At 71.1% G+C, this 24375-nt stretch carries 20 protein-coding genes; 14 read left to right on the top strand and 6 right to left on the bottom strand.

Annotated features, from left to right (window positions below; genetic code table 11):
• Nucleotides 1–97: 97 nt before the first annotated feature.
• The 3 genes from OG766_RS08165 to OG766_RS08155 all read right to left on the bottom strand — a co-directional run bounded on the left by OG766_RS08165 (nucleotide 98) and on the right by OG766_RS08155 (nucleotide 2961).
• Complete coding sequence (locus OG766_RS08165) at nucleotides 98–1396, bottom strand: MFS transporter (protein WP_328724915.1); 1299 nt, start codon at nucleotides 1394–1396, stop codon at nucleotides 98–100.
• A 194-nt stretch (nucleotides 1397–1590) separates the two neighbouring features.
• A complete protein-coding gene (locus tag OG766_RS08160) occupies nucleotides 1591–2247 on the bottom strand; it encodes an MBL fold metallo-hydrolase (RefSeq protein ID WP_266375039.1) in 657 nt (218 codons plus the stop codon).
• A gap of 21 nt (nucleotides 2248–2268) precedes the next feature.
• The gene (locus tag OG766_RS08155) at nucleotides 2269–2961 is read right to left on the bottom strand and encodes a maleylpyruvate isomerase family mycothiol-dependent enzyme (protein WP_328724914.1); all 693 of its coding nucleotides are present in this window, start codon (nucleotides 2959–2961) and stop codon (nucleotides 2269–2271) included.
• A 224-nt stretch (nucleotides 2962–3185) separates the two neighbouring features.
• Between OG766_RS08155 and uvrA the strand changes: the two genes are divergently transcribed.
• Nucleotides 3186–6206, top strand: coding sequence for an excinuclease ABC subunit UvrA (gene uvrA / locus OG766_RS08150; RefSeq protein WP_328724913.1), 3021 nt, complete (start codon nucleotides 3186–3188; stop codon nucleotides 6204–6206).
• Between the two features lie 105 nt (nucleotides 6207–6311).
• On the opposite strand, the gene OG766_RS08145 is transcribed toward uvrA, so the two are convergent.
• Complete coding sequence (locus OG766_RS08145) at nucleotides 6312–7229, bottom strand: carbohydrate kinase family protein (RefSeq protein WP_328724912.1); 918 nt, start codon at nucleotides 7227–7229, stop codon at nucleotides 6312–6314.
• A 139-nt stretch (nucleotides 7230–7368) separates the two neighbouring features.
• Here OG766_RS08145 and OG766_RS08140 point away from each other — a divergent pair, with 139 nt between their 5' ends.
• Nucleotides 7369–7797, top strand: coding sequence for a Rieske (2Fe-2S) protein (locus tag OG766_RS08140; protein WP_266375044.1), 429 nt, complete (start codon nucleotides 7369–7371; stop codon nucleotides 7795–7797).
• A gap of 125 nt (nucleotides 7798–7922) precedes the next feature.
• On the opposite strand, the gene OG766_RS08135 is transcribed toward OG766_RS08140, so the two are convergent.
• Nucleotides 7923–8867, bottom strand: a complete 945-nt coding sequence (locus OG766_RS08135) for a hypothetical protein (RefSeq protein WP_266375045.1) — start codon at nucleotides 8865–8867, stop codon at nucleotides 7923–7925.
• Nucleotides 8868–9215: 348 nt separating this feature from the next.
• Between OG766_RS08135 and uvrC the strand changes: the two genes are divergently transcribed.
• The 10 genes from uvrC (at nucleotide 9216) to OG766_RS08085 (ending at nucleotide 21465) form a co-directional block, all read left to right on the top strand.
• The gene (gene uvrC / locus OG766_RS08130) at nucleotides 9216–11258 is read left to right on the top strand and encodes an excinuclease ABC subunit UvrC (protein ID WP_328724910.1); all 2043 of its coding nucleotides are present in this window, start codon (nucleotides 9216–9218) and stop codon (nucleotides 11256–11258) included.
• Nucleotides 11259–11293: 35 nt separating this feature from the next.
• Nucleotides 11294–12199, top strand: a complete 906-nt coding sequence (rapZ, locus tag OG766_RS08125; protein WP_328724908.1) for an RNase adapter RapZ — start codon at nucleotides 11294–11296, stop codon at nucleotides 12197–12199.
• The gene (locus tag OG766_RS08120; protein ID WP_266375048.1) at nucleotides 12196–13230 is read left to right on the top strand and encodes a gluconeogenesis factor YvcK family protein; all 1035 of its coding nucleotides are present in this window, start codon (nucleotides 12196–12198) and stop codon (nucleotides 13228–13230) included. The genes rapZ and OG766_RS08120 overlap by 4 nt, the downstream gene beginning before the upstream one ends.
• A complete protein-coding gene (gene whiA, locus OG766_RS08115) occupies nucleotides 13221–14210 on the top strand; it encodes a DNA-binding protein WhiA (protein WP_093653140.1) in 990 nt (329 codons plus the stop codon). The genes OG766_RS08120 and whiA overlap by 10 nt, the downstream gene beginning before the upstream one ends.
• A gap of 178 nt (nucleotides 14211–14388) precedes the next feature.
• Nucleotides 14389–17328 (top strand): M14 family metallopeptidase, encoded by a 2940-nt coding sequence (locus OG766_RS08110; RefSeq protein ID WP_328724907.1) that lies wholly within the window; start codon nucleotides 14389–14391, stop codon nucleotides 17326–17328.
• A 192-nt stretch (nucleotides 17329–17520) separates the two neighbouring features.
• Nucleotides 17521–18525 carry a type I glyceraldehyde-3-phosphate dehydrogenase gene (gap, locus tag OG766_RS08105; protein ID WP_266375050.1) on the top strand — a complete coding sequence of 335 codons (1005 nt, stop codon included), beginning with the start codon at nucleotides 17521–17523 and terminating at the stop codon, nucleotides 18523–18525.
• Between the two features lie 109 nt (nucleotides 18526–18634).
• Complete coding sequence (locus OG766_RS08100) at nucleotides 18635–19846, top strand: phosphoglycerate kinase (RefSeq protein ID WP_266375052.1); 1212 nt, start codon at nucleotides 18635–18637, stop codon at nucleotides 19844–19846.
• 7 nt (nucleotides 19847–19853) lie between these two features.
• Nucleotides 19854–20645, top strand: a complete 792-nt coding sequence (gene tpiA / locus OG766_RS08095; RefSeq protein ID WP_266375053.1) for a triose-phosphate isomerase — start codon at nucleotides 19854–19856, stop codon at nucleotides 20643–20645.
• A 142-nt stretch (nucleotides 20646–20787) separates the two neighbouring features.
• Nucleotides 20788–21018 carry a preprotein translocase subunit SecG gene (secG, locus tag OG766_RS08090; RefSeq protein ID WP_266378139.1) on the top strand — a complete coding sequence of 77 codons (231 nt, stop codon included), beginning with the start codon at nucleotides 20788–20790 and terminating at the stop codon, nucleotides 21016–21018.
• 111 nt (nucleotides 21019–21129) lie between these two features.
• The gene (locus OG766_RS08085; protein ID WP_078503510.1) at nucleotides 21130–21465 is read left to right on the top strand and encodes an RNA polymerase-binding protein RbpA; all 336 of its coding nucleotides are present in this window, start codon (nucleotides 21130–21132) and stop codon (nucleotides 21463–21465) included.
• 68 nt (nucleotides 21466–21533) lie between these two features.
• Here the strand turns inward: OG766_RS08085 and OG766_RS08080 are convergent, their stop codons facing one another.
• Complete coding sequence (locus tag OG766_RS08080; RefSeq protein ID WP_328724905.1) at nucleotides 21534–22394, bottom strand: MurR/RpiR family transcriptional regulator; 861 nt, start codon at nucleotides 22392–22394, stop codon at nucleotides 21534–21536.
• 70 nt (nucleotides 22395–22464) lie between these two features.
• Between OG766_RS08080 and OG766_RS08075 the strand changes: the two genes are divergently transcribed.
• Nucleotides 22465–23436: an N-acetylglucosamine kinase gene (locus tag OG766_RS08075; protein WP_266375055.1), complete on the top strand. Its 972-nt coding sequence runs from the start codon at nucleotides 22465–22467 to the stop codon at nucleotides 23434–23436.
• A 129-nt stretch (nucleotides 23437–23565) separates the two neighbouring features.
• A complete protein-coding gene (locus OG766_RS08070; RefSeq protein ID WP_266375056.1) occupies nucleotides 23566–24348 on the top strand; it encodes an SIS domain-containing protein in 783 nt (260 codons plus the stop codon).
• The last annotated feature ends 27 nt before the right edge of the window (nucleotides 24349–24375 follow it).

Raw genomic sequence — 24375 nt, 5'->3', positions numbered from 1 at the left:
CACGACGCGGAACACCGGCCGGGTTGCCACCGCAACCCGGCCGGTGCCGTGCGTCATGGACGGCGCACGGCCCCGGGCCGCGGACCGCCGGGCCCGCTCACGCGGCCGCCCCTTCCGCCGCACCTTCCGCCTCCGCCGCAGGCTTCCGCGCGGGCCCGCGTGCCGGCGCCGTCTCCGGCAGCAGCGCGAAGCACCCGAGGCTGAGTACCGCGATCGCGGTCAGATACGCCGCGACGCCCCACGGCGGCCCGCTTCCGCCCGCCACCGCCGTGGCCACCACCGGCGTCAGCGCCCCGCCCAGCACCCCCGCCAGGTTGTAGCCGACCGCCGCGCCCGTGCACCGCACCCTGGGCTCGTACAGCTCCGGCAGATACGCCCCGACCACCGCGAACATGGTGATGAACGCCAGCAGCGCGCCCAGGAACCCCGCGAACATCAGCAGCGGATCGGCGGTCTGCAGCAGCGCCACCATCGGGAACATCCACAGCGCGCAGGCCGCGCACCCCGTGAGGCACAACGGCCTGCGGCCGTACCGGTCGCCGAGCATCGCCACGAACGGGGTCACGGCGCCCTTGACCGCCACGGCCGCCATGATGCAGACGAGCATCACCGTACGGCTGACACCGAGCCGCTCGGTGCCGTACGCCAGCGACCAGGTGGAGACCGCGTAGAAGACGGCGTAACCGACGGACAGCGCCCCGGCGGTCAGCAGCACCAGCCGCCAGTGCCCGCTCACCACTTCGGCCAGCGGCAGCCGCGCCCGTTCGCCGATCTGCTCGAACTGCGGTGTCTCCGCCAGCGAGCGACGCAGCAGCAGACCGCCCGCGGCCAGCAGCCCCGCCGCCCAGAACGGCACCCGCCAGCCCCACTCGCGGAACTGCGCATCGCTCAGTCCCGCGGAGAGCGCCAGCATCACGCCGTTGGCCAGCAGAAAGCCGACCGAGGGCCCGATCTGCGGAAAGCTCGACCACAGTCCACGGCGCCCGGCCGGCGCATGCTCGGCCGTCAGCAGGACCGCCCCGCCCCATTCACCGCCGACGCCGAGCCCCTGCAGAAAGCGCAGCACGAGCAGCAGCAGGGGAGCGGCGACGCCGAGGGTCGCGTACGACGGCACACAGCCGACCCCGACCGTGGCCAGTCCGGTCAGCAGCAGGGATGCGAAGAGCACCGGCCGCCGTCCGTAGCGGTCACCGATGTGCCCGAAGAGCACCGAACCCAGGGGCCGGGAGACGAAGCCGATCGCGAACGTGCCGAAGGCGGCGAGAGTGCCCGCGAGCGGGGAGAACGTCGGGAAGAACAGCGGGCCGAGAACCAGCGCCGCGGCGGTGCCGTACACGAAGAAGTCGTAGAACTCGACGGCCGTCCCGGCGAGGGCGGCCATCGCGATCCGGGCCATGGAAGGGGGCGGGGCGGACGGTTCCGAAGCGGCGGCCGGTTCCGACGGCGGCAACGGAGCGTGACTGTTGTGCATGTCGCGCCAACTACCCGTGATCGTCCACGGTTACGGGGGCGCACGGAGCTCCGAATGCCGCTCGCGCGCCCCGCCGTCAGCCGCTTCCGGGGTCCGTCACCGACCGGCCCCGGACGCCGTCACCAGCCGCGTTCGCGCCACTCGGGAAGGTGGGGGCGCTCGTCGCCGATCGTCGTGTCGTTGCCGTGGCCCGGGTAGACCCAGGTCTCGTCCGGCAGCGCGTCGAAGAGCTTCGTCTCGACGTCACGGATCAGCGAGGCGAACGCGTCCGGGTCCTTCCAGGTGTTGCCCACGCCGCCCGGGAAGAGACAGTCACCGGTGAAGACGTGCGGGTGGCCGTGCGGGTCGTCGTAGACGAGCGCGATCGAGCCGGGCGTGTGGCCCACCAGATGGCGGGCGGTGAGCCCGACCCGGCCCACCGTGATCGTGTCCCCGTCGTCGACCAGCACATCGGTCGGCACCGGAATGCCCGCCGCGTCATGGCGCCCCGCGTAGGTCCGGGCCCCGGTCGCCGAGACCACGTCGGCCAGCGCCTCCCAGTGGTCGCCGTGCCGGTGCGTGGTGACGACGGACGTGATGCCGTCGTCACCGATCAGCCGGAGGAGCGTGTCGGGCTCGTTGGCCGCGTCGATCAGCAGCTGCTCGCCGGTGGTCCGGCAGCGCAGCAGATAGGAGTTGTTGTCCATCGGGCCGACGGCGACCTTGGAGATCATCAGGTCCGCCAGCTCGTGCACATCCGCCGGACCGCCGACCTTCACCGCTCCGCTGTATGTCATGGGGTCAGCGTACTCAGACGACTACAGGGGCGGGAGCACCGGAAGCGGTCCGCCGGTGACCTCCAGCGCCGAGCCGTCGCGGCGGCCGGCCAGCCAGCCGAGCAGATCCGGGGCGCTCCCCGAAACGGTGACCGGTCCGCCGTCGGCTCCGCCCCCCGTGGTCCACGAACCACTGCCGCCGGCGGCGACGACGGTGGTGGGCGGAACGTCCTTGTGTCCGTCGAACCGTTCCGTGAGGAAGCCGATCTCGCGCTCCATGAAGTCCGCCGGCAGGTCCTCCAGCTCGTAACCGACGCCGAGGTCGACATGGTGCAGTTCGACCTCGACCAGCCGGCGGAAGGGGATCCGGGACGCCGTGTCCTTCACACCGTTGCGGAGTTCCACGACGCGCGCCCAGTCGGCCTCGGCCGCACCCGTGGACCCGAAGCGCTCGTCGGACTCGCGTACGTCGTCGAGGTGGACGGCGAGCGGCCGGGGCGCGTCCCGCGCGATGTCGTCGTCGCGCGCCTCGGCGCTGACGTACATGGGGCGGCCCTCGAGAACGTTCACGAGGGCGTCGGCGTTGCGGGCCACATGCGCCAGCACATGGCCACGCGTCCAGCCGGGAAGCCGTGACGGCTCGGCGACGGCCGCGTTGTCCAGGGCGGCGGTCGCGTCGAGGAGCCGCTTCGTCGCTTCGCGTACAGAGGCCAGGTCACGTACGGGATCGATCATGGGGAAGACGATAGTGCCGCCACACGTTCGAGTGAAGGTGGGCGAGCATGGCCGTAAATCGAATACGCGTGCTATAGGCTCACGGTGAGGCATCCTTGAAAGCCGGGCGTTCAACAGTCCGGCACCGTTGATCTCGCGGTCCCTCTAGCCTGGAACGATCCGGGACGGGGGGCCCTGCTCCCGATGCTTCTCACGACCTGTCTCAAGAAAGGTGCGGACCCGGCGTGGCCGACCGTCTCATCGTCCGTGGCGCTCGCGAGCACAATCTCAAGAACGTCTCGCTCGACCTCCCGCGTGACTCGCTCATCGTCTTCACCGGGCTCTCGGGGTCGGGCAAGTCGTCGCTCGCGTTCGACACGATCTTCGCGGAGGGCCAGCGCCGGTACGTGGAGTCGCTGTCCTCCTACGCCCGGCAGTTCCTCGGCCAGATGGACAAGCCGGACGTCGACTTCATCGAGGGCCTCTCGCCGGCCGTCTCGATCGACCAGAAGTCCACGTCGCGCAACCCGCGCTCCACGGTCGGCACGATCACCGAGGTGTACGACTACCTCCGGCTGCTCTTCGCCCGCATCGGCAAGCCGCACTGCCCCGAGTGCGGTCGCCCGATCACGCGGCAGTCGCCGCAGGCCATCGTGGACAAGGTGCTGGAGCTCCCCGAGGGCAGCCGCTTCCAGGTGCTGTCGCCGCTGGTCCGGGAGCGCAAGGGCGAGTTCGTCGACCTCTTCGCCGACCTCCAGACCAAGGGGTACGCGCGGGCGAGGGTCGACGGGCAGACGATCCAGCTCACCGACCCGCCCAAGCTGAAGAAGCAGGAGAAGCACACGATCGAGGTGGTCGTCGACCGCCTCACCGTCAAGGAGAGCGCCAAGCGCCGGCTCACCGACTCCGTCGAGACCGCGCTCGGCCTGTCCGGCGGCATGGTCGTGCTCGACTTCGTCGACCTCCCCGAGGACGACCCCGAGCGCGAGCGCATGTACTCGGAGCACCTGTACTGCCCGTACGACGACCTGTCCTTCGAGGAGCTGGAGCCCCGCTCCTTCTCCTTCAACTCGCCCTTCGGCGCCTGCCCCGACTGCACCGGCATCGGCACGCGCATGGAGGTCGACCCCGAGCTGATCGTCCCGGACGAGGAGCGGTCGCTCGACGAGGGCGCGATCCACCCCTGGTCCCACGGCCACACCAAGGAGTACTTCGGGCGGCTCATCGGCGGGCTCGCCGACGCGCTCGGCTTCAGCACCGACATGCCCTGGGCGGGGCTGCCGCAGCGTGCCAGGAAGGCCCTGCTGTACGGCCACAAGACCCAGGTCGAGGTCCGCTACCGGAACCGGTACGGACGGGAGCGGGCGTACACCACCCCGGCGTTCGAAGGCGCGGTCTCCTTCGTCAAGCGGCGGCACAGCGAGGCCGAGAGCGACTCCAGCCGGGAGCGCTTCGAGGGCTACATGCGCGAGGTGCCGTGCCCGACCTGTGAGGGCACGCGGCTCAAGCCGATCGTCCTCGCGGTCACGGTCATGGAGAAGTCCATCGCCGACGTCTCCGCGATGTCGATCAGCGAGTGTGCCGAGTTCCTCGGCCGGCTGACGCTCAGCGCCCGCGACAAGAAGATCGCCGAGCGCGTGCTGAAGGAGGTCAACGAGCGGCTGCGGTTCCTGGTCGACGTCGGCCTGGACTACCTCTCGCTCAACCGGGCCGCGGGCACGCTCTCCGGCGGCGAGGCCCAGCGCATCCGGCTCGCCACCCAGATCGGCTCCGGACTCGTCGGCGTGCTGTACGTCCTGGACGAGCCGTCGATCGGTCTGCACCAGCGCGACAACCACCGGCTCATCGAGACCCTGGTGCGCCTGCGGGACATGGGCAACACGCTGATCGTCGTCGAGCACGACGAGGACACCATCAAGGTCGCCGACTGGGTCGTCGACATCGGCCCCGGCGCCGGAGAGCACGGCGGCAAGGTCGTCCACTCCGGCCCGTTGAAGCAACTCCTGGCCAACAAGGAGTCGATGACCGGGCAGTACCTGTCCGGGAAGCGGTCCATCGCGACGCCCGACATCCGACGCCCCACGGACCCGACCAGACAGCTGACGGTGCACGGTGCCCGGGAGAACAACCTCCGGGACATCGACGTGTCGTTCCCGCTCGGTGTCCTCACGGCCGTCACCGGAGTCTCCGGATCCGGCAAGTCGACGCTGGTCAACGACATTCTGTACACGCACCTGGCGCGCGAGCTGAACGGTGCCAAGTCCGTGCCGGGCCGGCACACCCGCGTGGACGGCGACGACCTCGTCGACAAGGTCGTGCACGTCGACCAGTCGCCCATCGGCCGTACGCCCCGGTCCAACCCGGCGACGTACACCGGAGTCTTCGACCACGTCCGCAAGCTCTTCGCCGAGACGATGGAGGCGAAGGTGCGCGGCTATCTGCCGGGCCGCTTCTCCTTCAACGTCAAGGGCGGGCGCTGCGAGAACTGCTCGGGCGACGGCACGATCAAGATCGAGATGAACTTCCTGCCGGACGTGTACGTCCCGTGCGAGGTCTGCCACGGAGCGCGCTACAACCGGGAGACCCTGGAGGTCCACTACAAGGGCAAGTCCATCGCCGAGGTGCTGGACATGCCCATCGAGGAGGCGCTGCACTTCTTCGAGGCCGTGCCGACGATCGCCCGCCACCTGAAGACGCTGAACGAGGTGGGCCTCGGGTACGTCCGGCTCGGGCAGTCCGCGCCCACGCTCTCCGGTGGTGAGGCGCAGCGCGTCAAGCTGGCGAGCGAGCTGCAGAAGCGGTCCACCGGCCGCACGGTCTACGTCCTCGACGAGCCGACGACCGGACTGCACTTCGAGGACATCTCCAAGCTGATCAAGGTGCTGTCCGGGCTGGTCGACAAGGGCAACACGGTGATCGTGATCGAGCACAACCTGGACGTCATCAAGACCGCGGACTGGGTCGTCGACATGGGCCCCGAAGGCGGCAGCGGCGGCGGACTCGTCATCGCCGAGGGCACGCCGGAGCAGATCGCCGGCGTCCCCGCCAGCCACACCGGCAAGTTCCTGCGGGACATCCTGAGCCCGGAGCGCATCATCGACTCGGTGCCGCCGCAGTCGCGCAAGGCGGCGACGAAGAAGGCGGCCAGGAAGACGGTGTCGGCCAACTCGACCGCGGTGGCCAAGAAGACGGTGACGGCGAATGCGACGCCGGTGAAGCCGGTGAAGAAGCAGGCCGCCTCGCGCACCCGCGCGCGCAAGGCCTGACCTCGGGTCCGGCGCGGACCCGCCACCGCCCGGGGGCGGCGGACCCGCGCCGGACCCGACCACCGGGGCTCCGCCCCGGCACGGGTCGGATCCGCCGGCCTGGATCTACTCCAGTTCCCGCGCGTACGGGGGTTCCGCGCCCGTGCGGGAGCAGGTCAGGGCCGCCGCGCGGGCCGCGAAGGTGAGGTGGGCGGACCAGGTGGGGGCGTCCAGGGCCCGCAGGGCGCTCGGGGAGAGCGCGGCGTGCCGGTCCAGGGTGTGCAGCAGCGCCGCGTTCACCGTGTCGCCCGCGCCGATCGTGTCCGCGACGTTCACCGCGGCCGCCGGGACGGAGACCTCGGCGCCGTCGCGGGTGTAGACCGTCAGCCCCCGCTCACCGCGGGTCAGCACCACCGCCGCCGGGCCCTGCGCGAGCCACCGCTCGGGGTCGCCGCCGAGCCACTTCGCGTCGTCCTCCGAGAGCTTCAGCAGCGACACCGACGGCAGCCATCCCGCGAACCGCGCCCGGTACGCGTCGGGGTCCGGGATCAGCCCCGGCCGGATGTTCGGGTCGAGCAGGGTGAAGACCCCGCGTCCCGCCTCCCGCCGCAGCAGCGCCCCGTACGCGCTCGCACCGGGCTCCAGCACCAGCGAGCACGTGCCGAACGCCAACGCCCGCACCCCGCGCGGCAGTTCCGGCGGCAGTTCGAAGAGCCGGTCCGCGCTCCCTGACGTGTAGAAGCCGTACCCCGCGGAACCGTCAGCGCCGATCGAGGCGACCGCGAGCGTCGTCGGCTCCGGCCCCCGCTGCACCAGCGACGTCCCGACCTCCGCCGTACGCAGCCCGCCGAGCAGTGCCTCGCCGAAACCGTCCGTCGACACCCGTGAGCAGAAGGTGACGGGCGAGCCGAGCCGCCCCAGAGCCACCGCCGTGTTGTACGGGCCGCCGCCGAGCCGCGGCAGCAGTGGCGGCAGCGGTTCGCCGTCGACCGCCCTCCGCTGCGGGACCAGGTCGATCAGGGACTCACCGGCGACGACGATCACGGCTGAAAACGTAACCCATCGGTCCTGGCCGCGACAGCCCTCCCGCGGCCCTGACCCGACCCGCCCGGAGGGGCCGCGATCTGCGCCGGTATCGTCGGGTCTGTCACCGCCCCCCCACCCCTGACCCGTGGAGACCTTCATGTCCGGCCAGCCCGCCGCCCGCCGTACCGTGCTGAAAGGCGCCGCCCTCGCGGGGGCCGCCGGGCTGGGTGTCGCCGCCTGCTCCACCGACTCCAAGGTGGGCCACGCACAGGTCCCGACGCCGACCGCACCGGTCGACCTCGGTGCCGCGGACGAGATCCCCGTCGGCGGCGCCCGGCTCTACCGCGAGCAGCGGCTCGTCGTGCACTGCCCGGCGCAGGGCGAATACAAGGCGTTCAGCGCGCAGTGCACGCACGCCGGCTGCGTCCTGGACAAGGTGGAGGGCACGGAGGGCAACTGTCCGTGCCACGGAAGCCGCTTCGACGTCACCACCGGCAAGGCCCTCAAGGGCCCCGCGACCGTGCCGCTCCCGCAGGTCCCGGTCAGTGTCCGGGACGGCAAGCTGGTCGCGGGCCCGGACGCCTGACCCACGGGCCGACGGCTCCGAGGGCGCGACCTGCGAGCCTGCGCGGGGCGCGGGCCGACGGCTCCGAGGGTCCGGCCTGCGAGCCGGAGGGGCCGGCCTGCGGGCCTGCGCGGGGCGCGTGCGGCTCAGTCCCAGTCCCAGTCGATCCCCAGGACCCCCGGCCGTACGTCCTGCTCGACCAGATGGACCGTGCCGTGCCGGCCGTTCGGCGTCAGATCCGCACGGCCCGTCCGCGCCGCCCCCGCCGAGGCCTGGACGAAGCGCCGGCACCGCAGGGGCAGCGCCGCCTCGTCGAACCGCACCTGCAGTACGTACTGCCCGCCCGCGAAGCCGAAGCCCCGCGCGTACTCACCACTCGGCCCGGCCGTGCCGTCCTCGAAGCCGTACCCGAAGAGATACGTCTCACCGGCCCGCAGCCGTGCGTCGAAGAGCAGCTCCGCGACCAGCACCCCCGACGCGCGGTCGTACCGCACCCGCCCCGTCCGGCAGTTCTCCGTCGCCCGCACCGTCACCCGGGCCGGGTCGCACCCGGGATCTCCCTGGTGGACGGCCAGACAGCGGTCGACGCCGTCGCGGTAGGCGCGTACGACGTGCTGCGAGTCCCGCCCCAGCAGCTCACGTCCCGCGCCGATCCGCACCCGCTCGTGGTGCCCGACCGTGTGCAGCCCGCCGTCCGCCGGCTGATCCAAGGCGGCCAGCAGCCGTTCCAGCACACCGGACGCCCCGGCGAGCGAGCGGTACGAGCGCGCCGCCGGTCTGCCCCGGTCGCTCGGTGCGCCGCCCTCCGGCAGCAGCCGCAGCAGGGAGTTCCCCGGCAGCTGCAGCACCTCCTCCAGGGCGCGCACGGCCCGCAGCGACTCGGGGCGCTGCGGCCGGCGCGCGCCCTGCTGCCAGTAACTGAGGCTGGTCACGCCGACCTTGACCCCCCGGTGCGCGAGGTGGTGCTGGACCCGCTGGAGCGGCAGCCCGCGCACCGCGAGCGCCGCCCGCAGCGCCACATGGAACGGGCCGGTGTGCAGCACCTGGGCCAGCTCGGCCTCCGTGTGCGCGGGGTGCGCGGCGTACCCCATGGGGACTCCTCGGTGAATGGTCACGGCGGCCCGGCGGATCGTCGCACCGTGGGCCGCGGTCATGCCGATGGGCCGAAGACGGCCGCTCACACCCGGAACGCACCGTTCACAGCCGTGCATCACCCCGCATTGAAGCGTGTCGACCTGGTCCGGACAACGGAAGATGCTCATGGCACGTGTCCGGACGCGTCCTCCACCGCCCGGCTCGAAGCGCCCCCGCCCCGCTCCCGGCTCGACCCGCCCCGCACCGCACCGGCCCCGTACCCGCGCCTGCGCCCGGGCGCGGGACGCCGTCCACGCGCCCCCGGCGGGCCCCGGTTGTCCGTGGCCGCCAGTAGGGTGGGCGGCATGGCAGACCCCTCCAGCTACCGACCCAAGCCGGGACAGATCCCCGACTCGCCAGGGGTCTACAAGTTCCGTGACGAGCACCGCCGGGTGATCTACGTCGGCAAGGCGAAGAGTCTGCGGCAGCGTCTCGCCAACTACTTCCAGGACCTGGCGGGTCTGCATCCGCGCACCCGCACGATGGTCACGACCGCGGCCTCCGTGGAGTGGACCGTCGTCGCCACCGAGGTCGAGGCGCTGCAGCTGGAGTACTCCTGGATCAAGGAGTTCGACCCCCGCTTCAACGTCAAGTACCGGGACGACAAGAGCTACCCCTATCTCGCGGTGACGATGAACGAGGAGTTCCCGCGGGTGCAGGTGATGCGCGGCGCCAAGAAGAAGGGCGTGCGCTACTTCGGTCCCTACGGGCACGCGTGGGCGATCCGCGAGACCGTGGACCTGATGCTCCGGGTCTTCCCCGTCCGCACCTGCTCCACCGGGGTGTTCAAGAACGCCGCGCGGACCGGCCGGCCGTGTCTGCTGGGCTACATCGGCAAGTGCTCGGCGCCGTGCGTGGGCCGGGTCACCGCGGAGGAGCACCGCGAACTGGCGGAGGACTTCTGCGACTTCATGGCCGGCCGCACGGGCACCTACATCCGCCGTCTGGAGAAGGACATGACGGCGGCGGCCGAGGAGATGGAGTACGAGCGGGCGGCCAGGCTGCGCGACGACATAGAGGCCCTCAGGCGGGCTCTGGAGAAGAACGCGGTGGTGCTGGCGGACGCCACCGACGCGGATCTGATCGCGGTCGCCGAGGACGAGCTGGAGGCCGCCGTCCAGATCTTCCACGTGCGTGGCGGCCGGGTCCGCGGCCAGCGCGGCTGGGTCACCGACAAGGTCGAGGCGGTCGACACGGCGGGCCTGGTCGAGCACGCGCTGCAGCAGCTGTACGGGGAGGAGAGCGGCGACGCCGTCCCCAAGGAGGTGCTCGTCCCGGCCCTGCCCGAGGATCTCGCCGCGGTCACCCAGTGGCTGAGCGAGCGGCGGGGGTCCGCCGTCTCGCTGCGCATCCCGCAGCGCGGGGACAAGAAGGACCTGATGGCGACGGTCGGGCGCAATGCGCAGCAGGCTCTCGTACTGCACAAGACGAAGCGCGCGAGCGACCTCACCACCCGCTCCCGGGCCCTGGAGGAGATCGCCGAGGCGCTGGACCTGGACTCGGCGCCGCTGCGGATCGAGTGCTTCGACATCTCGCATCTGCAGGGCGAGGACGTGGTGGCGTCCATGGTGGTCTTCGAGGACGGGCTGCCGAGGAAGAGCGAGTACCGGCGCTTCCAGATCAAGGGCCGTGTCGGCGATACGCAGGTCTGGCACGGCGAGGGGCAGGACGACGTCCGGTCCATGCACGAGGTGATCAGCCGGCGCTTCCGGCGCTACCTCGCCGAGAAGGAGAAGACGGGCGAGTGGACCGCCGAGGACGGTGGTGAGGTCGCCCTGACCGCCGCCGAGGAGAACGGCAGACCGAAGAAGTTCGCCTACCCGCCGCAGCTCGTCCTCGTCGACGGCGGACAGCCGCAGGTCGCCGCCGCGCAGCGGGCCCTGGACGAGCTGGGCATCGACGATGTCGCCGTCTGCGGGATCGCCAAGCGCATGGAGGAGATCTGGCTGCCCGGCGAGGACGACCCGGTCGTGCTGCCCCGCTCCAGCGAGGGGCTGTATCTCATACAGCGGGTGCGTGACACGGCTCACGACTTCGCGATCCGCTATCAGCGCTCCAAGCGCACCAAGCGGCTGCGGACGAGCCCGCTGGACGCGGTGCCGGGCCTCGGCGAGACCCGCAAGCAGGCGCTGATCAAGCATTTCGGCTCGGTGAAGCGGCTGCGGCAGGCGACAATCGAGCAGATCTGCGAGGTGCCCGGCATGGGCCGGAAGACGGCGGAGTCCGTGGTCGTTGCCCTTGCACAGGCGGCGCCCGCCGCCCCCGCGGTGAATATGGCGACAGGCGAGATCATGGAAGAGAACGACGGGGCCGTAGTGGCGACCGAGGACGGGGGCAGCACGGCATGACCGAGCAGAACAGACCAGAACACGGAGCAGGAGACGTGAGTACGGGCACGACTACCGAGGCCGGGCAGGTCGCAGAGGCGGCCATCCCCGAGCTGGTGATCATCTCCGGAATGTCGGGCGCGGGCCGCAGTACCGCGGCGAAGTGCCTGGAGGACCTCGGCTGGTTCGTCGTCGACAACCTGCCGCCCGCGCTGATCCCCACCATGGTGGAGCTCGGCGCCCGTTCCCAGGGCAATGTGGCCCGTATCGCCGTCGTCGTGGACGTCCGCGGCCGGCGGTTCTTCGACAACCTCCGCGAGTCCCTCGCGGACCTCGATTCCAAGCAGGTCACCCGGCGGATCGTCTTCCTGGAGTCGTCCGACGACGCCCTCGTGCGCCGCTTCGAGTCCGTGCGCCGCCCGCACCCGTTGCAGGGCGACGGCCGGATCGTCGACGGCATCGCCGCCGAGCGGGACCTCCTGCGGGAGCTGCGCGGCGACGCCGACCTGGTGATCGACACCTCCAGCCTGAACGTCCACGAGCTGCGCGCCAAGATGGACGCCCAGTTCGCGGGCGACGAGGAGCCGGAGCTGCGGGCCACGGTCATGTCCTTCGGCTACAAGTACGGCCTCCCCGTCGACGCCGACCTCGTCGTGGACTGCCGCTTCCTGCCGAACCCGCACTGGGTCCCGGAGCTGCGCCCCTTCACCGGCCTCAACGAGGAGGTGTCGGGCTATGTCTTCGACCAGCCGGGCGCCAAGGAGTTCCTGAACCAGTACACCGAGCTGCTGCAGCTGATCGCGGCGGGCTACCGCCGTGAGGGCAAGCGGTACGTGACGATCGCCGTCGGCTGCACCGGCGGCAAGCACCGCTCGGTCGCCATGTCCGAGAAGCTCGCCGCCCGCCTCGGCTCCGAGGGGATCGAGACCGTCATCGTGCACCGGGACATGGGGCGCGAGTGACCGGACGTACTCTCCGTCTGCGCCGGCTGCGGGGCAGTGACGCGCTCCGCACCGGCCGTAGACGCGGCGCCCAGCCCAAGGTCGTCGCGCTCGGCGGCGGCATGGGACTGTCGGCGTCGCTCGCGGCCCTGCGCCGCATCACCGGCGACCTCACCGCGGTCGTCACCGTCGCCGACGACGGCGGCTCCAGCGGCCGGCTCCGCAAGGAGCTGGGCGTCCTGCCGCCCGGCGATCTCCGCAAGGCGCTGGCGGCGCTGTGCGGTGACGACGACTGGGGCCAGACCTGGTCCCGGGTCATCCAGCACCGCTTCCAGTCGCAGGGCGAGCTGCATGAGCACGCGGTCGGGAATCTGCTGATCGTCGCGCTGTGGGAGCAGCTCGGCGACCATGTGCAGGCCCTGGACCTGGTCGGCAAGCTGCTGGGCGCCCACGGCAGGGTGCTGCCCATGTCCGCCGTGCCGCTGGAGCTGCAGGCGCTGGTCAGGGGGCATGAACCGGACCGTCCCGACGAGATCGTCACGGTCCGGGGGCAGGCGACGGTCGCGCTCACCCCGGGTGAGGTGCAGTCGGTGCACCTCGTGCCGAACGATCCGCCGGCCGTTCCCGAGGCCGTCGCGGCCGTACTCGACGCGGACTGGGTGGTGCTCGGTCCCGGCTCCTGGTTCTCGTCGGTGATCCCGCACCTCCTGGTACCGGAGCTGCTGGACGCGCTCGTCGAGACGAAGGCCCGTCGCGTTCTCTCGCTGAATCTCGCACCGCAGCCCGGAGAAACGGAAGGCTTCTCTCCGCAGCGTCATTTGGAGGTTTTGGGGCGACACGCCCCTAAACTCGCCCTGGACGTGGTGCTGGCCGACGAGGCCGCCGTGCCCGACCGCGAGTCTCTCGCCGAGGCCGCAGAGCGGCTCGGTGCGGCGGTCGAGCTGGCGCCCGTGGCGAGACCCGACGGGGCTCCGAAGCACGACCCGGAGCTGTTGGCCGCCGCGTACGACCGTATTTTTCGGATGCATGGAAGGATCGGCCCATGGCGATGACGGCAGCGGTGAAGGACGAGATCTCCCGGCTCCCCGTCACCCGGACCTGCTGCAGAAAGGCGGAGGTCTCGGCGATCCTTCGGTTCGCGGGCGGGCTGCATCTGGTCAGCGGCCGCATCGTGATCGAGGCGGAGCTGGACACCGGCATCGCGGCCCGCAGGCTCCGCAAGGACATCCTGGAGATCTTCGGGCACTCCTCGGATCTCGTGGTGATGGCCCCCGGCGGGCTGCGGCGCGGTTCGCGCTACGTCGTACGGGTGGTGGCGGGCGGTGACCAGCTGGCGCGGCAGACCGGTCTGGTCGACGGCCGCGGCCGTCCGATCCGCGGGCTGCCCCCGCAGGTCGTCTCCGGCGCCACCTGCGACGCCGAGGCGGCCTGGCGCGGAGCCTTCCTGGCGCACGGTTCGCTCACCGAGCCCGGCCGCTCCTCCTCGCTGGAGGTGACCTGCCCGGGCCCGGAGGCCGCGCTGGCGCTGGTCGGGGCGGCACGCCGGCTCTCCATCGCGGCGAAGGCGCGTGAGGTGCGCGGGGTGGACCGGGTCGTGGTCCGTGACGGTGACGCGATCGGCGCGCTGCTCACCCGGCTCGGCGCGCACGAGTCGGTGCTGGCGTGGGAGGAGCGGCGGATGCGCCGCGAGGTCCGCGCGACCGCGAACCGGCTGGCCAACTTCGACGACGCCAATCTGCGCCGCTCGGCCCGCGCCGCGGTGGCCGCGGGCGCGCGGGTCCAGCGCGCGCTGGAGATCCTCGGCGAGGAGGTCCCCGAGCACCTCGCGGCGGCGGGCCGGCTGCGCATGGAGCACAAGCAGGCGTCCCTGGAGGAACTGGGGGCGCTCGCCGACCCGCCGTTGACGAAGGACGCGGTGGCCGGGCGGATCCGCCGGCTCCTGGCGATGGCGGACAAGCGGGCGCAGGACCTCGGCATTCCGGGTACGGAATCCAATCTGACGGAGGAAATGGCCGACGGTCTCGTGGGCTGAGCCCACGGTGCGGCCCGCTCCCGTGAAGCCCGTCCGGTGCAACGCCGGACGGGCTTCTCTCTTCACCCCGCCCCTTCACCCCGACCGGTACCGCGGACACGCGGTCTTGACATGATCATGAGGTGTGATGAGCCTGGCATCTGTTTTCTTTCGCGACAGACGAAAGCAAGGGGGGCCAATGAGACGAAGAGCGAGATCGATCCTCGCCGCGACCTCACTCCTGATGGCCGGTCTGGCGGCCGCGCCGCTCGCCCGGGCCGACCAGGGCGGAGACGACGCCGGACTCTCCGTATGGCAGGCGAAGGTCACCAAGGAGCAGGTACCACTGCTCCTCGCGGCCGGAGCCGACGGTCATGAACTGACCGAGCAGGTACCGGACAAGGGCACCGCCACCGTCGAGGTGTTCCTCACCGAGGACCAGGCCGGTGAGCTCCGCGCCCGAGGCGTCAGCCTCACCGAGCACACCGTCTCCAGTGCCGGCAGGCAGCGCGCCGCCGCTGCCGGGGACGGCGTCTACCGGCCGTACAGCGGCGAAGGGGGCCTCAAGGAGGAGATCCTGGCCACCGCCGCGGCCAACCCGTCGATCACCAAGGTCGTCAGCATCGGCAAGACCGTGCAGGGCAAGGACATCCTCGCCCTCAAGCTCAGCAAGGGCGCCAAGAAGTACCGCGACGGCGCCAAGCCGTCCACGCTCTACATGTCCAACCAGCACGCACGCGAGTGGATCACCCCCGAGATGACCCGGCGGCTGCTCCACCACTACGTCGACGGGTACGGCAAGGACCAGCGCATCACTCGGCTCGTGGACACCACCGAGCTGTGGTTCCTGCTCTCCGCCAACCCCGACGGCTACGACTTCACCCACGCGGCCGAGAGCAACCGGCTCTGGCGCAAGAACCTCCGCGACAACAACGGCGACGGACGGATCACCACCGGCGACGGCGTCGACCTCAACCGGAACTTCTCCTACAAGTGGGGCTACGACAACGAGGGTTCGTCCCCCAACCCGGGCAGCGAGACCTATCGTGGTGCGGGCCCCTCCTCCGAGCCCGAGACGATCGCGCTCGACCGCTTCCAGAAGCGCATCGGCTTCGAGTACGGCATCAACTACCACTCCGCCGCCGAACTGCTGCTGTACGGCGTGGGCTGGCAGGTCGCCACCCCCACCCCCGACGACGTCCTCTACAAGGCGCTCGCCGGCACGCCCGACAAGCCGGCCGTCCCCGGCTACTACCCGCAGGTCTCCTCCGAGCTCTACACCACCAACGGCGAGGCCGACGGCCACGCGGCCAACGTCAACGGGTTGATGATGTTCACCCCGGAGATGACCACCTGTCAGACGGCCTCCGCCATCGACCCCAACGACCAGTGGAGGCCCCAGGACTGCCGGTCCGGCTTCAACTTCCCCGACGACGAGAAGCTGATCCAGGCGGAGTTCGCCAAGAACATCGACTTCGCGCTCGCCGTGGCCGAGACCGCCACACATCCCGACCGGCCGACCTCCCCGGTCGGCATGGAAGCCCCGGACTTCACCGTCGACCCGTTCGGCGTCTCCTACGCCCGCGGCGGCGACCAGGAGGTGTCCGTCACCGTCCGCAAGTCCGTACGGGACAAGGAACTCAAGTACCGCGTCAACGGCGGCCGTACGCACGACATGGCGCTCAGGCCGTGGAAGGGCGGCGAGACCTACGGCGGCGAGGACAACATCCGCTTCGACCAGTACCGGGCGAAGGTCAAGGACGGTGACGTCGGCGACAAGGTCGAGGTCTGGTTCACCGGTGAGACCAGCGCCGGCAAGCCCACGTCCAGCCCGCACTTCACCTACACCGTCGCGCCCCGGCCCGGCGCCGACACCGTGGTGGTCGCGGAGGAGGGCGCACCCGCCCAGCACGCCAAGGCCTATGTCGACGCGCTGAGGGCCAACGGCCGCAAGGCCGTCGTCTGGGACGTCGCCACCCAGGGCGCCCCGCATCCCCTCGGCGTCCTCGGCCACTTCTCCACCGCCGTCCACTACACGGGCGCCCAGGCTCCCGGCGGCCCCACCCAGCTCGCCCTGCGCGACTTCCTCAACGAGGGCGGCAAGCTGATCGAGGCCGGCGAGCTGGCCGGCGGCAACGCCCAGGTCGGCAGGGCCGCGACCGACGACTTCAGCCAGTACTACCTCGGCGCGTACGGACGTGGCTCCGTGCCCGGGGCCACCGGGTTCACCGGCACGGGCGGCCTCACCGGATCCGCGGGCCCGCTGGCCGGGGCCACCGGCAACCCGCTCAACGCGCCGGGCGCGTACACGATCACGTCCGACGCGCTGCCGGCCGCCGAGTTCCCGCAGTTCCGCAGCGCACAGGCGGGCCGCTACAGCGGAGTGGCCAACCCCTACGCCCCGTACGCGGGGCAGTCGATGGCCTCCGCCACGCACGAGGACAACGACTGGAAGCGCCTCACCCGCACCGTCGACCTCACCGGTGTCACGGCGGCCGACAGGCCGCAGCTGAAGCTCGCGCTCAACTGGAACACCGAGCCGGGCTACGACCACGCGATCCTGGAGGCGCACACCGTCGGGGCCCAGGACTGGACGACCCTCCCCGAGGAGAGCGGACTCACCGGCACCGCCGTCCCCGACGAGTGCGCGGCCGGGTTCTTCCTGGACGGTCACCCCTTCCTGCGCCGCTACCTCACCCTGGGCGAGGGCGGCTGCACCGCGACCGGTTCCAGCGGGGCGTGGCACAGCTTCACCGGCTCCTCGGCCGGCTGGAAGCAGGTCTCGTTCGACCTGAGCGCCTACGCGGGCAAGCAGGTCGAGCTCTCGGTCTCCTACGTCACCGACCCCGGCAGCGGCGGACGCGGCGTCTTCGCCGACAACGCGGCCCTCGTCGTCGGCGGCACGGAGAAGGAGAGCGAGGGCTTCGAGACCTCCCTCGGCCCCTGGACGACCCCCGGGTCTCCCGAGGGCACGCCCGCGGTCGGCGGCGACTGGGCGCGGACGGGCGAGCTGTTCGTCTCGTACGCGGCAGTCTCCACGCGTGACACGGTCCTGCTCGGCTTCGGGCTGGAGCACGTCACCGCGCCTGCGGACCGCAACGCCCTGATGCGGAAGGCGCTCGGTGTGCTCCGCCGTTGACGCTGCGTAGTCGCCCGAAACGCCGGTGGCCCGTACTTGTCGGTAGGTACGGGCCACCGGTGTCCGGCCCGACATAGGGGCGTGCTCGATGTCACTCCGGCCGGCGCGGGGAGGTAGGGTCGTAAGCGGTCGGGGACATCCCATATCAGCTCGCCGGCGTCGAAACCGGCGTACCACTGAGGAGATCGGTTCGTGACGATCCGCGTAGGCATCAACGGCTTTGGCCGCATCGGTCGTAACTACTTCCGCGCGCTGCTGGAGCAGGGTGCAGACATCGAGATCGTGGCTGTCAACGACCTGGGTGACACCGCGACCACCGCTCACCTGCTGAAGTACGACACCATCCTCGGCCGCCTCAAGGCCGACGTGTCGCACACCGCCGACACCATCACCGTCGACGGTCACACCATCAAGGTGCTGTCCGAGCGCAACCCCGCCGACATCCCGTGGGGAGAGCTGGGTGTCGACCTCGTCATCGAGTCGACCGGCATCTTCACCAAGAAGGCCGACGCCGAGAAGCACATCGCGGGCGGCGCGAAGAAGGTCCTCATCTCGGCTCCGGCCACCGACGAGGACATCACCATCGTCATGGGCGTCAACCAGGACAAGTACGACCCGGCGAAGCACAACGTCATCTCCAACGCCTCCTGCACCACCAACTGTGTGGCCCCGATGGCGAAGGTCCTCGACGAGAGCTTCGGCATCGTCAAGGGCATGATGACGACCGTCCACGCGTACACGAACGACCAGCGCATCCTGGACTTCCCGCACAAGGACCTGCGCCGCGCCCGTGCCGCCGCGGAGAACATCATCCCGACCTCGACCGGTGCCGCGAAGGCCACCGCCCTGGTCCTCCCGCAGCTCAAGGGCAAGCTGGACGGCATCGCCATGCGCGTCCCGGTCCCGACGGGATCCGTCACCGACCTGGTCCTGGAGCTCGACCGCGAGGTCACCAAGGACGAGATCAACTCCGCCTTCCAGAAGGCCGCCGAGGGCCAGCTGAAGGGCATCCTGGACTACACCGAGGACCCGATCGTCTCCTCGGACATCGTCAACTGGCCGGCCTCCTGCACCTTCGACTCGAAGCTCACGATGGTCCAGGGCAAGCAGGTCAAGGTCGTCGGCTGGTACGACAACGAGTGGGGTTACTCCAACCGCCTCGTCGACCTGACCGTCTTCGTCGGCAACCAGCTCTGATCCACGCGCCGGTAGGCACCTCGATGTGAGCCACAGGGCTCGGGCAGCGCAACGACGCGCTGTACGAGCCCTGTCGCTTGTCCTCGACCCCCTCTAGGAGTCATCACACATGAAGACGATCGACGAACTTCTCGCCGGAGGCGTCACCGGCAAGCGGGTCTTCGTCCGCGCCGACCTGAATGTGCCGCTCGACGGCGCCACGATCACCGACGACGGCCGTATCCGCGCCGTCCTGCCGACCGTGAAGGCCCTCGCCGACGCGGGCGCACGGGTCGTCGTCGCCTCCCACCTGGGCCGCCCCAAGGGCGCCCCGGACCCGGCGTTCTCGCTCGCCCCGGCCGCCGCGCGCCTCGGTGAACTGCTGGGCACCGATGTGGCGTTCGCGACCGACACGGTCGGCGAGTCCGCCCGCACCACCGTCGACGGCCTCGCCGACGGCCAGGTCGCCGTCATCGAGAACCTCCGCTTCAACGCCGGCGAGACGTCCAAGGACGACGCCGAGCGCGGTGCGTTCGCCGAGCAGCTGGCCGCCCTCGCGGATCTGTACGTGGGCGACGGCTTCGGTGCCGTGCACCGCAAGCACGCCTCGGTGTACGACCTCCCGGCCCGCCTCCCGCACGCCGCCGGCCACCTCATCGGCACCGAGGTCGGCGTCCTGAAGAAGCTCACCGAGGACGTGAAGCGGCCGTACGTCGTCGTCCTCGGCGGCGCCAAGGTCTCCGACAAGCTCGCCGTCATCGACGAGCTGCTCGGCAAGGCCGACCGTCTGCTCATCGGCGGCGGCATGGCGTACACCTTCCTCAAGGCCAAGGGCTACGAGGTCGGCATCTCCCTCCTTCAGGAGGACCAGATCCCGGTCGTGACCGAGTACATGGAGCGCGCCGAGAAGAGCGGCGTCGAACTGGTGCTGCCGGTCGACATCCTGGCCTCGTCGGAGTTCCCCGACCTGAAGACCAAGGCCCCGGCCGAGTTCGTCACGGTCGACGCCGACAAGATCCCCTCCGACAAGGAGGGCCTGGACATCGGCCCGAGGACGCGCGAGCTGTACGCGTCCAAGGTCGCCGATGCCGAGACGGTGTTCTGGAACGGCCCGCTGGGCGTCTTCGAGCACCCCGACTACGCGGGCGGTACCCGCGCCATCGCCCAGGCGCTCGTGGACAGCGAGGCCTTCACCGTCGTCGGCGGTGGCGACTCGGCCGCCGCGGTCCGCACGCTGGGCTTCGACGAGAACGCATTCGGCCACATCTCGACCGGTGGCGGCGCGAGCCTCGAGTACCTCGAGGGCAAGACGCTTCCCGGCCTCGCCGCACTGGAGGACTGACCTACCCATGACTGCATCCACGCCTTCTGGCCGTACCCCGCTGATGGCGGGCAACTGGAAGATGAACCTCAACCACCTCGAGGCCATCGCCCACGTCCAGAAGCTCGCCTTCGCACTCGCCGACAAGGACTACGACGCCGTCGAGGTCGCCGTCCTGCCCCCGTTCACCGATCTGCGTTCCGTGCAGACCCTGGTGGACGGCGACAAGCTCAAGATCAAGTACGGCGCCCAGGACATCTCGGCGCACGACTCCGGTGCCTACACCGGTGAGATCTCGGGCCTGATGCTGGCCAAGCTGAAGTGCACCTACGTCGCCGTCGGTCACTCCGAGCGACGCCAGTACCACGACGAGACCGACCAGATCTGCAACGCCAAGGTCAAGGCCGCCTACCGGCACGGCCTGACCCCGATCCTCTGTGTCGGCGAGGGCCTGGACGTCCGCAAGGCGGGCCAGCAGGTCCAGTACACGCTGAACCAGCTCGACGGCGGTCTGAAGGACATCCCGGCCGAGCAGGCCGAGACCATCGTGATCGCGTACGAGCCCGTCTGGGCCATCGGCACCGGCGAGGTCGCCACCCCCGAGGACGCCCAGGAGGTCTGCGGGGCCATCCGCGGCCGGCTGGCCGAGCTCTACAGCCAGGAGCTGGCCGACAAGGTCCGGATCCAGTACGGCGGCTCGGTGAAGGCCGGAAACGTCGCGGCGATCATGGCGCAGCCCGATGTGGACGGCGCTCTGGTCGGCGGTGCGGCGCTGGACGCCGACGAGTTCGTCAAGATCGTCCGCTTCCGCGACCAGTGAGTAGGCCGTAGAGCGGATCCGTCGTACCCTTGCGGGGGCCGAGCCTTTCCGGCCCGGCCCCCGTTTTCTTGATCAGGTCGCCCGTCGAGTTGATCAGTTGTTCAGTCCGATCCCGTCCGAGGAAGTTGGTCCAGCCGTGATTATGGGGTTCTCGATCGCCCTGATCTTCTTCAGCCTGCTGCTGATGCTGCTGGTGCTGATGCACAAGGGGAAGGGCGGCGGCCTCTCCGACATGTTCGGTGGCGGCATGCAGTCGTCCGTCGGTGGTTCCTCGGTCGCCGAGCGCAACCTCGACCGCATCACCGTCGTCATCGGTCTGATGTGGTTTGCCTGCATTGTCGTACTTGGTCTGCTGATGAAGCTGGGCAGCTGACCCACTGAGGGCGTCCCAGGGGGTGGGGGTGTAACTCCAATCACTGGACGCGCGTTGGGCCTTACGTAGACTGGGGCATCTTCGAGCACCATCACGCAGGGAGTTACGACCGTGGCAAGTGGCAACGCGATCCGGGGAAGCCGGGTCGGAGCGGGGCCGATGGGGGAGGCCGAGCGGGGCGAATCCGCGCCGCGTCTCCGCATCTCCTTCTGGTGCTCGAACGGGCACGAGACGCAGCCGAGCTTCGCCAGTGACGCACAGGTTCCGGACAGCTGGGACTGCCCGCGCTGCGGGTTCCCGGCCGGCCAGGACCGGGACAACCCGCCGGACCCGCCGCGCACCGAGCCGTACAAGACGCATCTGGCGTATGTGCGCGAGCGGCGCAGCGACGCGGACGGCGAGGCGATCCTCGCCGAGGCGCTCGCGAAGCTCCGGGGCGAGATCTGAGCAGCTGATACCGGGCCCGGTCCGCGGACGAACCACGAGGTTCGTCCGCGGACCGGGCCCGGACGCTTTCAGCGGCGCCGTGCGCGCACGGCGTGTGCCTCGCCGATGTGCTCGGTCAGCGCGAGCGAGGCCGTGGCCCGTTCGTAGGTCAGCTGCGCCACCCGCGCGAAGAGGCAGTCGAGGATCAGCAGCACCGAATGACGGGTGCCGAATCCGCCGCGCCGGAAACTGGTCTCCGCCGAGGTCGAGGTGAGGTGGACCGAGGCCGCGGCGGCGATGGGTGAGCGCGGATCGCCGGTGACCGCCACGGTCGCGGCGCCCCGCTCGGCGGCGAGCCGGAGCGGGCTGAGGACCTCACGGGTGGTGCCGGAGTGGGAGAGCGCCACCACCGTGTCGGAGGGCGTGAGCAGGGCGGCGGAGGTCTCCGCGGCATGGACCTCGGTCCAGCTCCGGGCGGCACAGCCGATGCCGAAGAGCCGGGCCTCCGTCTCGCGCGCCACGATGCCCGAGGCGCCCACTCCGTAGACGTCGATGCGGCGCGCACGGGCGACGGCCTGCGCGGCCCGCTCCAGGGCGTCCCGGTCGAGGTGCTCCACGGTCCGTCGCAGGGCCTGCAGATCGGCCTGGGCGACGACCGCGACGACATGGTCCAGCGGGTCGTCGGGGCCGATTCCGTGTCCGATGGGGCGTTCGTCGGCGGGACGGCCCCCCTGTTCCCTGGCGAGTTCGAGCAGCAGGTGCTGGTACGAGTCGAGGCCGAGCGCCCGGCAGAAGCGGGTCACCGAGGCCTGGGACGTCCCGGTGCGGCGGCCGAGTTCGGCCGCCGAGGCGAGGGCGACGCTCTGCGGATCGGCCAGCACGCGCTCGCCGACCTTGCGCAGGGAGCCGGTCATCCGGGGCAGCTCGGAGCGGATCAGTGCGGTGATCATGGCGGCTCGTCTCTGGCGTTCGGCGCGCGGGGCTTGTCCTCGGTGAATCTATCAACCACGATGCGGGCCCATGAGCGAATCCATCAGCCGGCCCCTGGTCATCGGCGTCGACGCGGGCGGGACGCGGGTCCGCGCCCGGCTGGCGGAGGCGCGCGGCGGCGCCGTCCTCGGCGAAGGCACGGGCGGGCCCGGCAACGCGATGAGCGTCGAGCGCGACGCCCTCACCCGCCATCTGACCGCCGCTCTCACCGGGGCCGTTCCGCCCGGCCTCGGCGGCACGGTCACCGCCGTCGTCGGCGGCTTCGCCGGCGGGTCGACCGTCGGCGCACCCGGCAAGGGGCGCTCGCTCGCCCTGCGTTGCCTTGCCGAGGCGCTCGCCGCGGTGGGGGCTGCACCCGCGGTGCTGGACGTGTACGGAGACGTGGACGTCGCCTTCGCCTCGGGCCGGGGGGTGCCGGCCGACGGGCTCGTCGTCATCGCCGGCACCGGTGCGGTCGCCGCCCGCGTGGCGGACCGCCGGTCGGTGCGCTCGGCCGACGGGGACGGCTGGCTCCTGGGTGATGCCGGGAGCGGCTTCTGGCTGGGCCGGGAGGCGCTGGTCGCGGTGCTGAGGGCGCTGGACGGGCGTGGGCCGCGGACCGCGCTGGCGGAGCCGCTGCTCGCGCACTGTCTGGGCCGCCGGGGAGAGCTGCCGGAGTCCTGGGCCGGTCGCAGATCGCTCCGCGAGGCCCTCATCGGGCACGCGTTCACGGAGCACCCGGTGCGGCTCGCGGCGCTCAGTCCCTTCGTGGTGGCGGCCGAGGAGGCGGGGGACGAGGTGGCCCGGGGCCTGCTCGACCGCGCCGCGGACGAACTGGCGGCCACGGTGGGCGCGTTGGCCCCGATCCCGGGAGAACCCCTGGTCACGAGCGGTGGACTGCTGGGCCCGCGGGGGCCGCTGCTGGAGCGACTGACGGTGCGGACACGGGCGTTGGGGCTGCGGCCCGAACCCGTGACGGACGGCGCGGCCGGAGCCGTGGAGCTGGCGCGGCTCTTGACGTGAGATGCCGGCGGCTGATTCATTGAGCCGAAATGTGCATGAGATAGTGAATCATTGATTCGGTGGTTCACGGTGCAGGCACGCCTGATGCATGCCATGAGCCGTCGTCGGCGTTCTCCCAGGGAGTCAGTCATGCCTCAGTCGCACCAGGGCCCGCACGCGCAGCTCGGGGCCGGCCTGTTCGTCGACCACGGACGCGCGGCCTTCGAGCGGGCGGTCGAGGCCAACAAGGACTCCGTCGCGGCCGCGGCCCGGCTCATCGCGGACTGCGTCGCCGCGGACGGCGTCGTCCACGCCTTCGGCACCGGCCACTCGCAGGCCGCCGCCCTGGAGATCGCGGGCCGGGCCGGCGGACTCGTCCCCACCAGCCGGATCTCCCTCGCCGATCTCGTGCTCCGCGGCGGCGAGGACCGCGCCGTACTCGACGACCCGCTGCTGGAGCGTTCCCCCGGCCTGGCCGCCCGGCTCTACACCCTGGCCACGCCACGCCCGCAGGACATGTTCGTGATCATCTCCAACTCGGGTGTCAACAACTCGATCGTCGACATGGCCCTCCATGTGAAGGCGGCGGGCCACCCGCTGGTCGCCCTCACCTCGCTGGAGCACACCAACTCCGTGCCGTCCCTGCACAGCAGCGGAAAGCGGCTCGCCGACCTGGCCGACGCCGTCCTCGACAACTGCGCGCCCACCGGTGACGCTCTCCTTCCGCTGCCCGACGGCAACGCCCTGTGCGGCGTCTCCACGCTCACCTCCTCGCTCCTCGTCCAGATGACCGTCGCCGAGGCCGTCGCCCTGCTCGGCGCGGAGGGCCACGAGGCGCCCGTGTACGTATCCGCCAACGTGCCGGGCGGGTACGAGCGGAACGCCGTGCTCGAAGCCCGCTACCAGGGGCGGCTGCACCGCGGCGGGCACTGACCGGGCAGGGCGGACTCGGGCGCGGCC

The organism is Streptomyces sp. NBC_00259, from assembly GCF_036181745.1.
In the GTDB taxonomy this organism is placed as follows: domain Bacteria; phylum Actinomycetota; class Actinomycetes; order Streptomycetales; family Streptomycetaceae; genus Streptomyces; species Streptomyces pratisoli.
The sequence above is the reverse complement of the archived record's forward strand: the minus strand, read 5'-3'. Positions and strand labels throughout refer to the sequence as shown.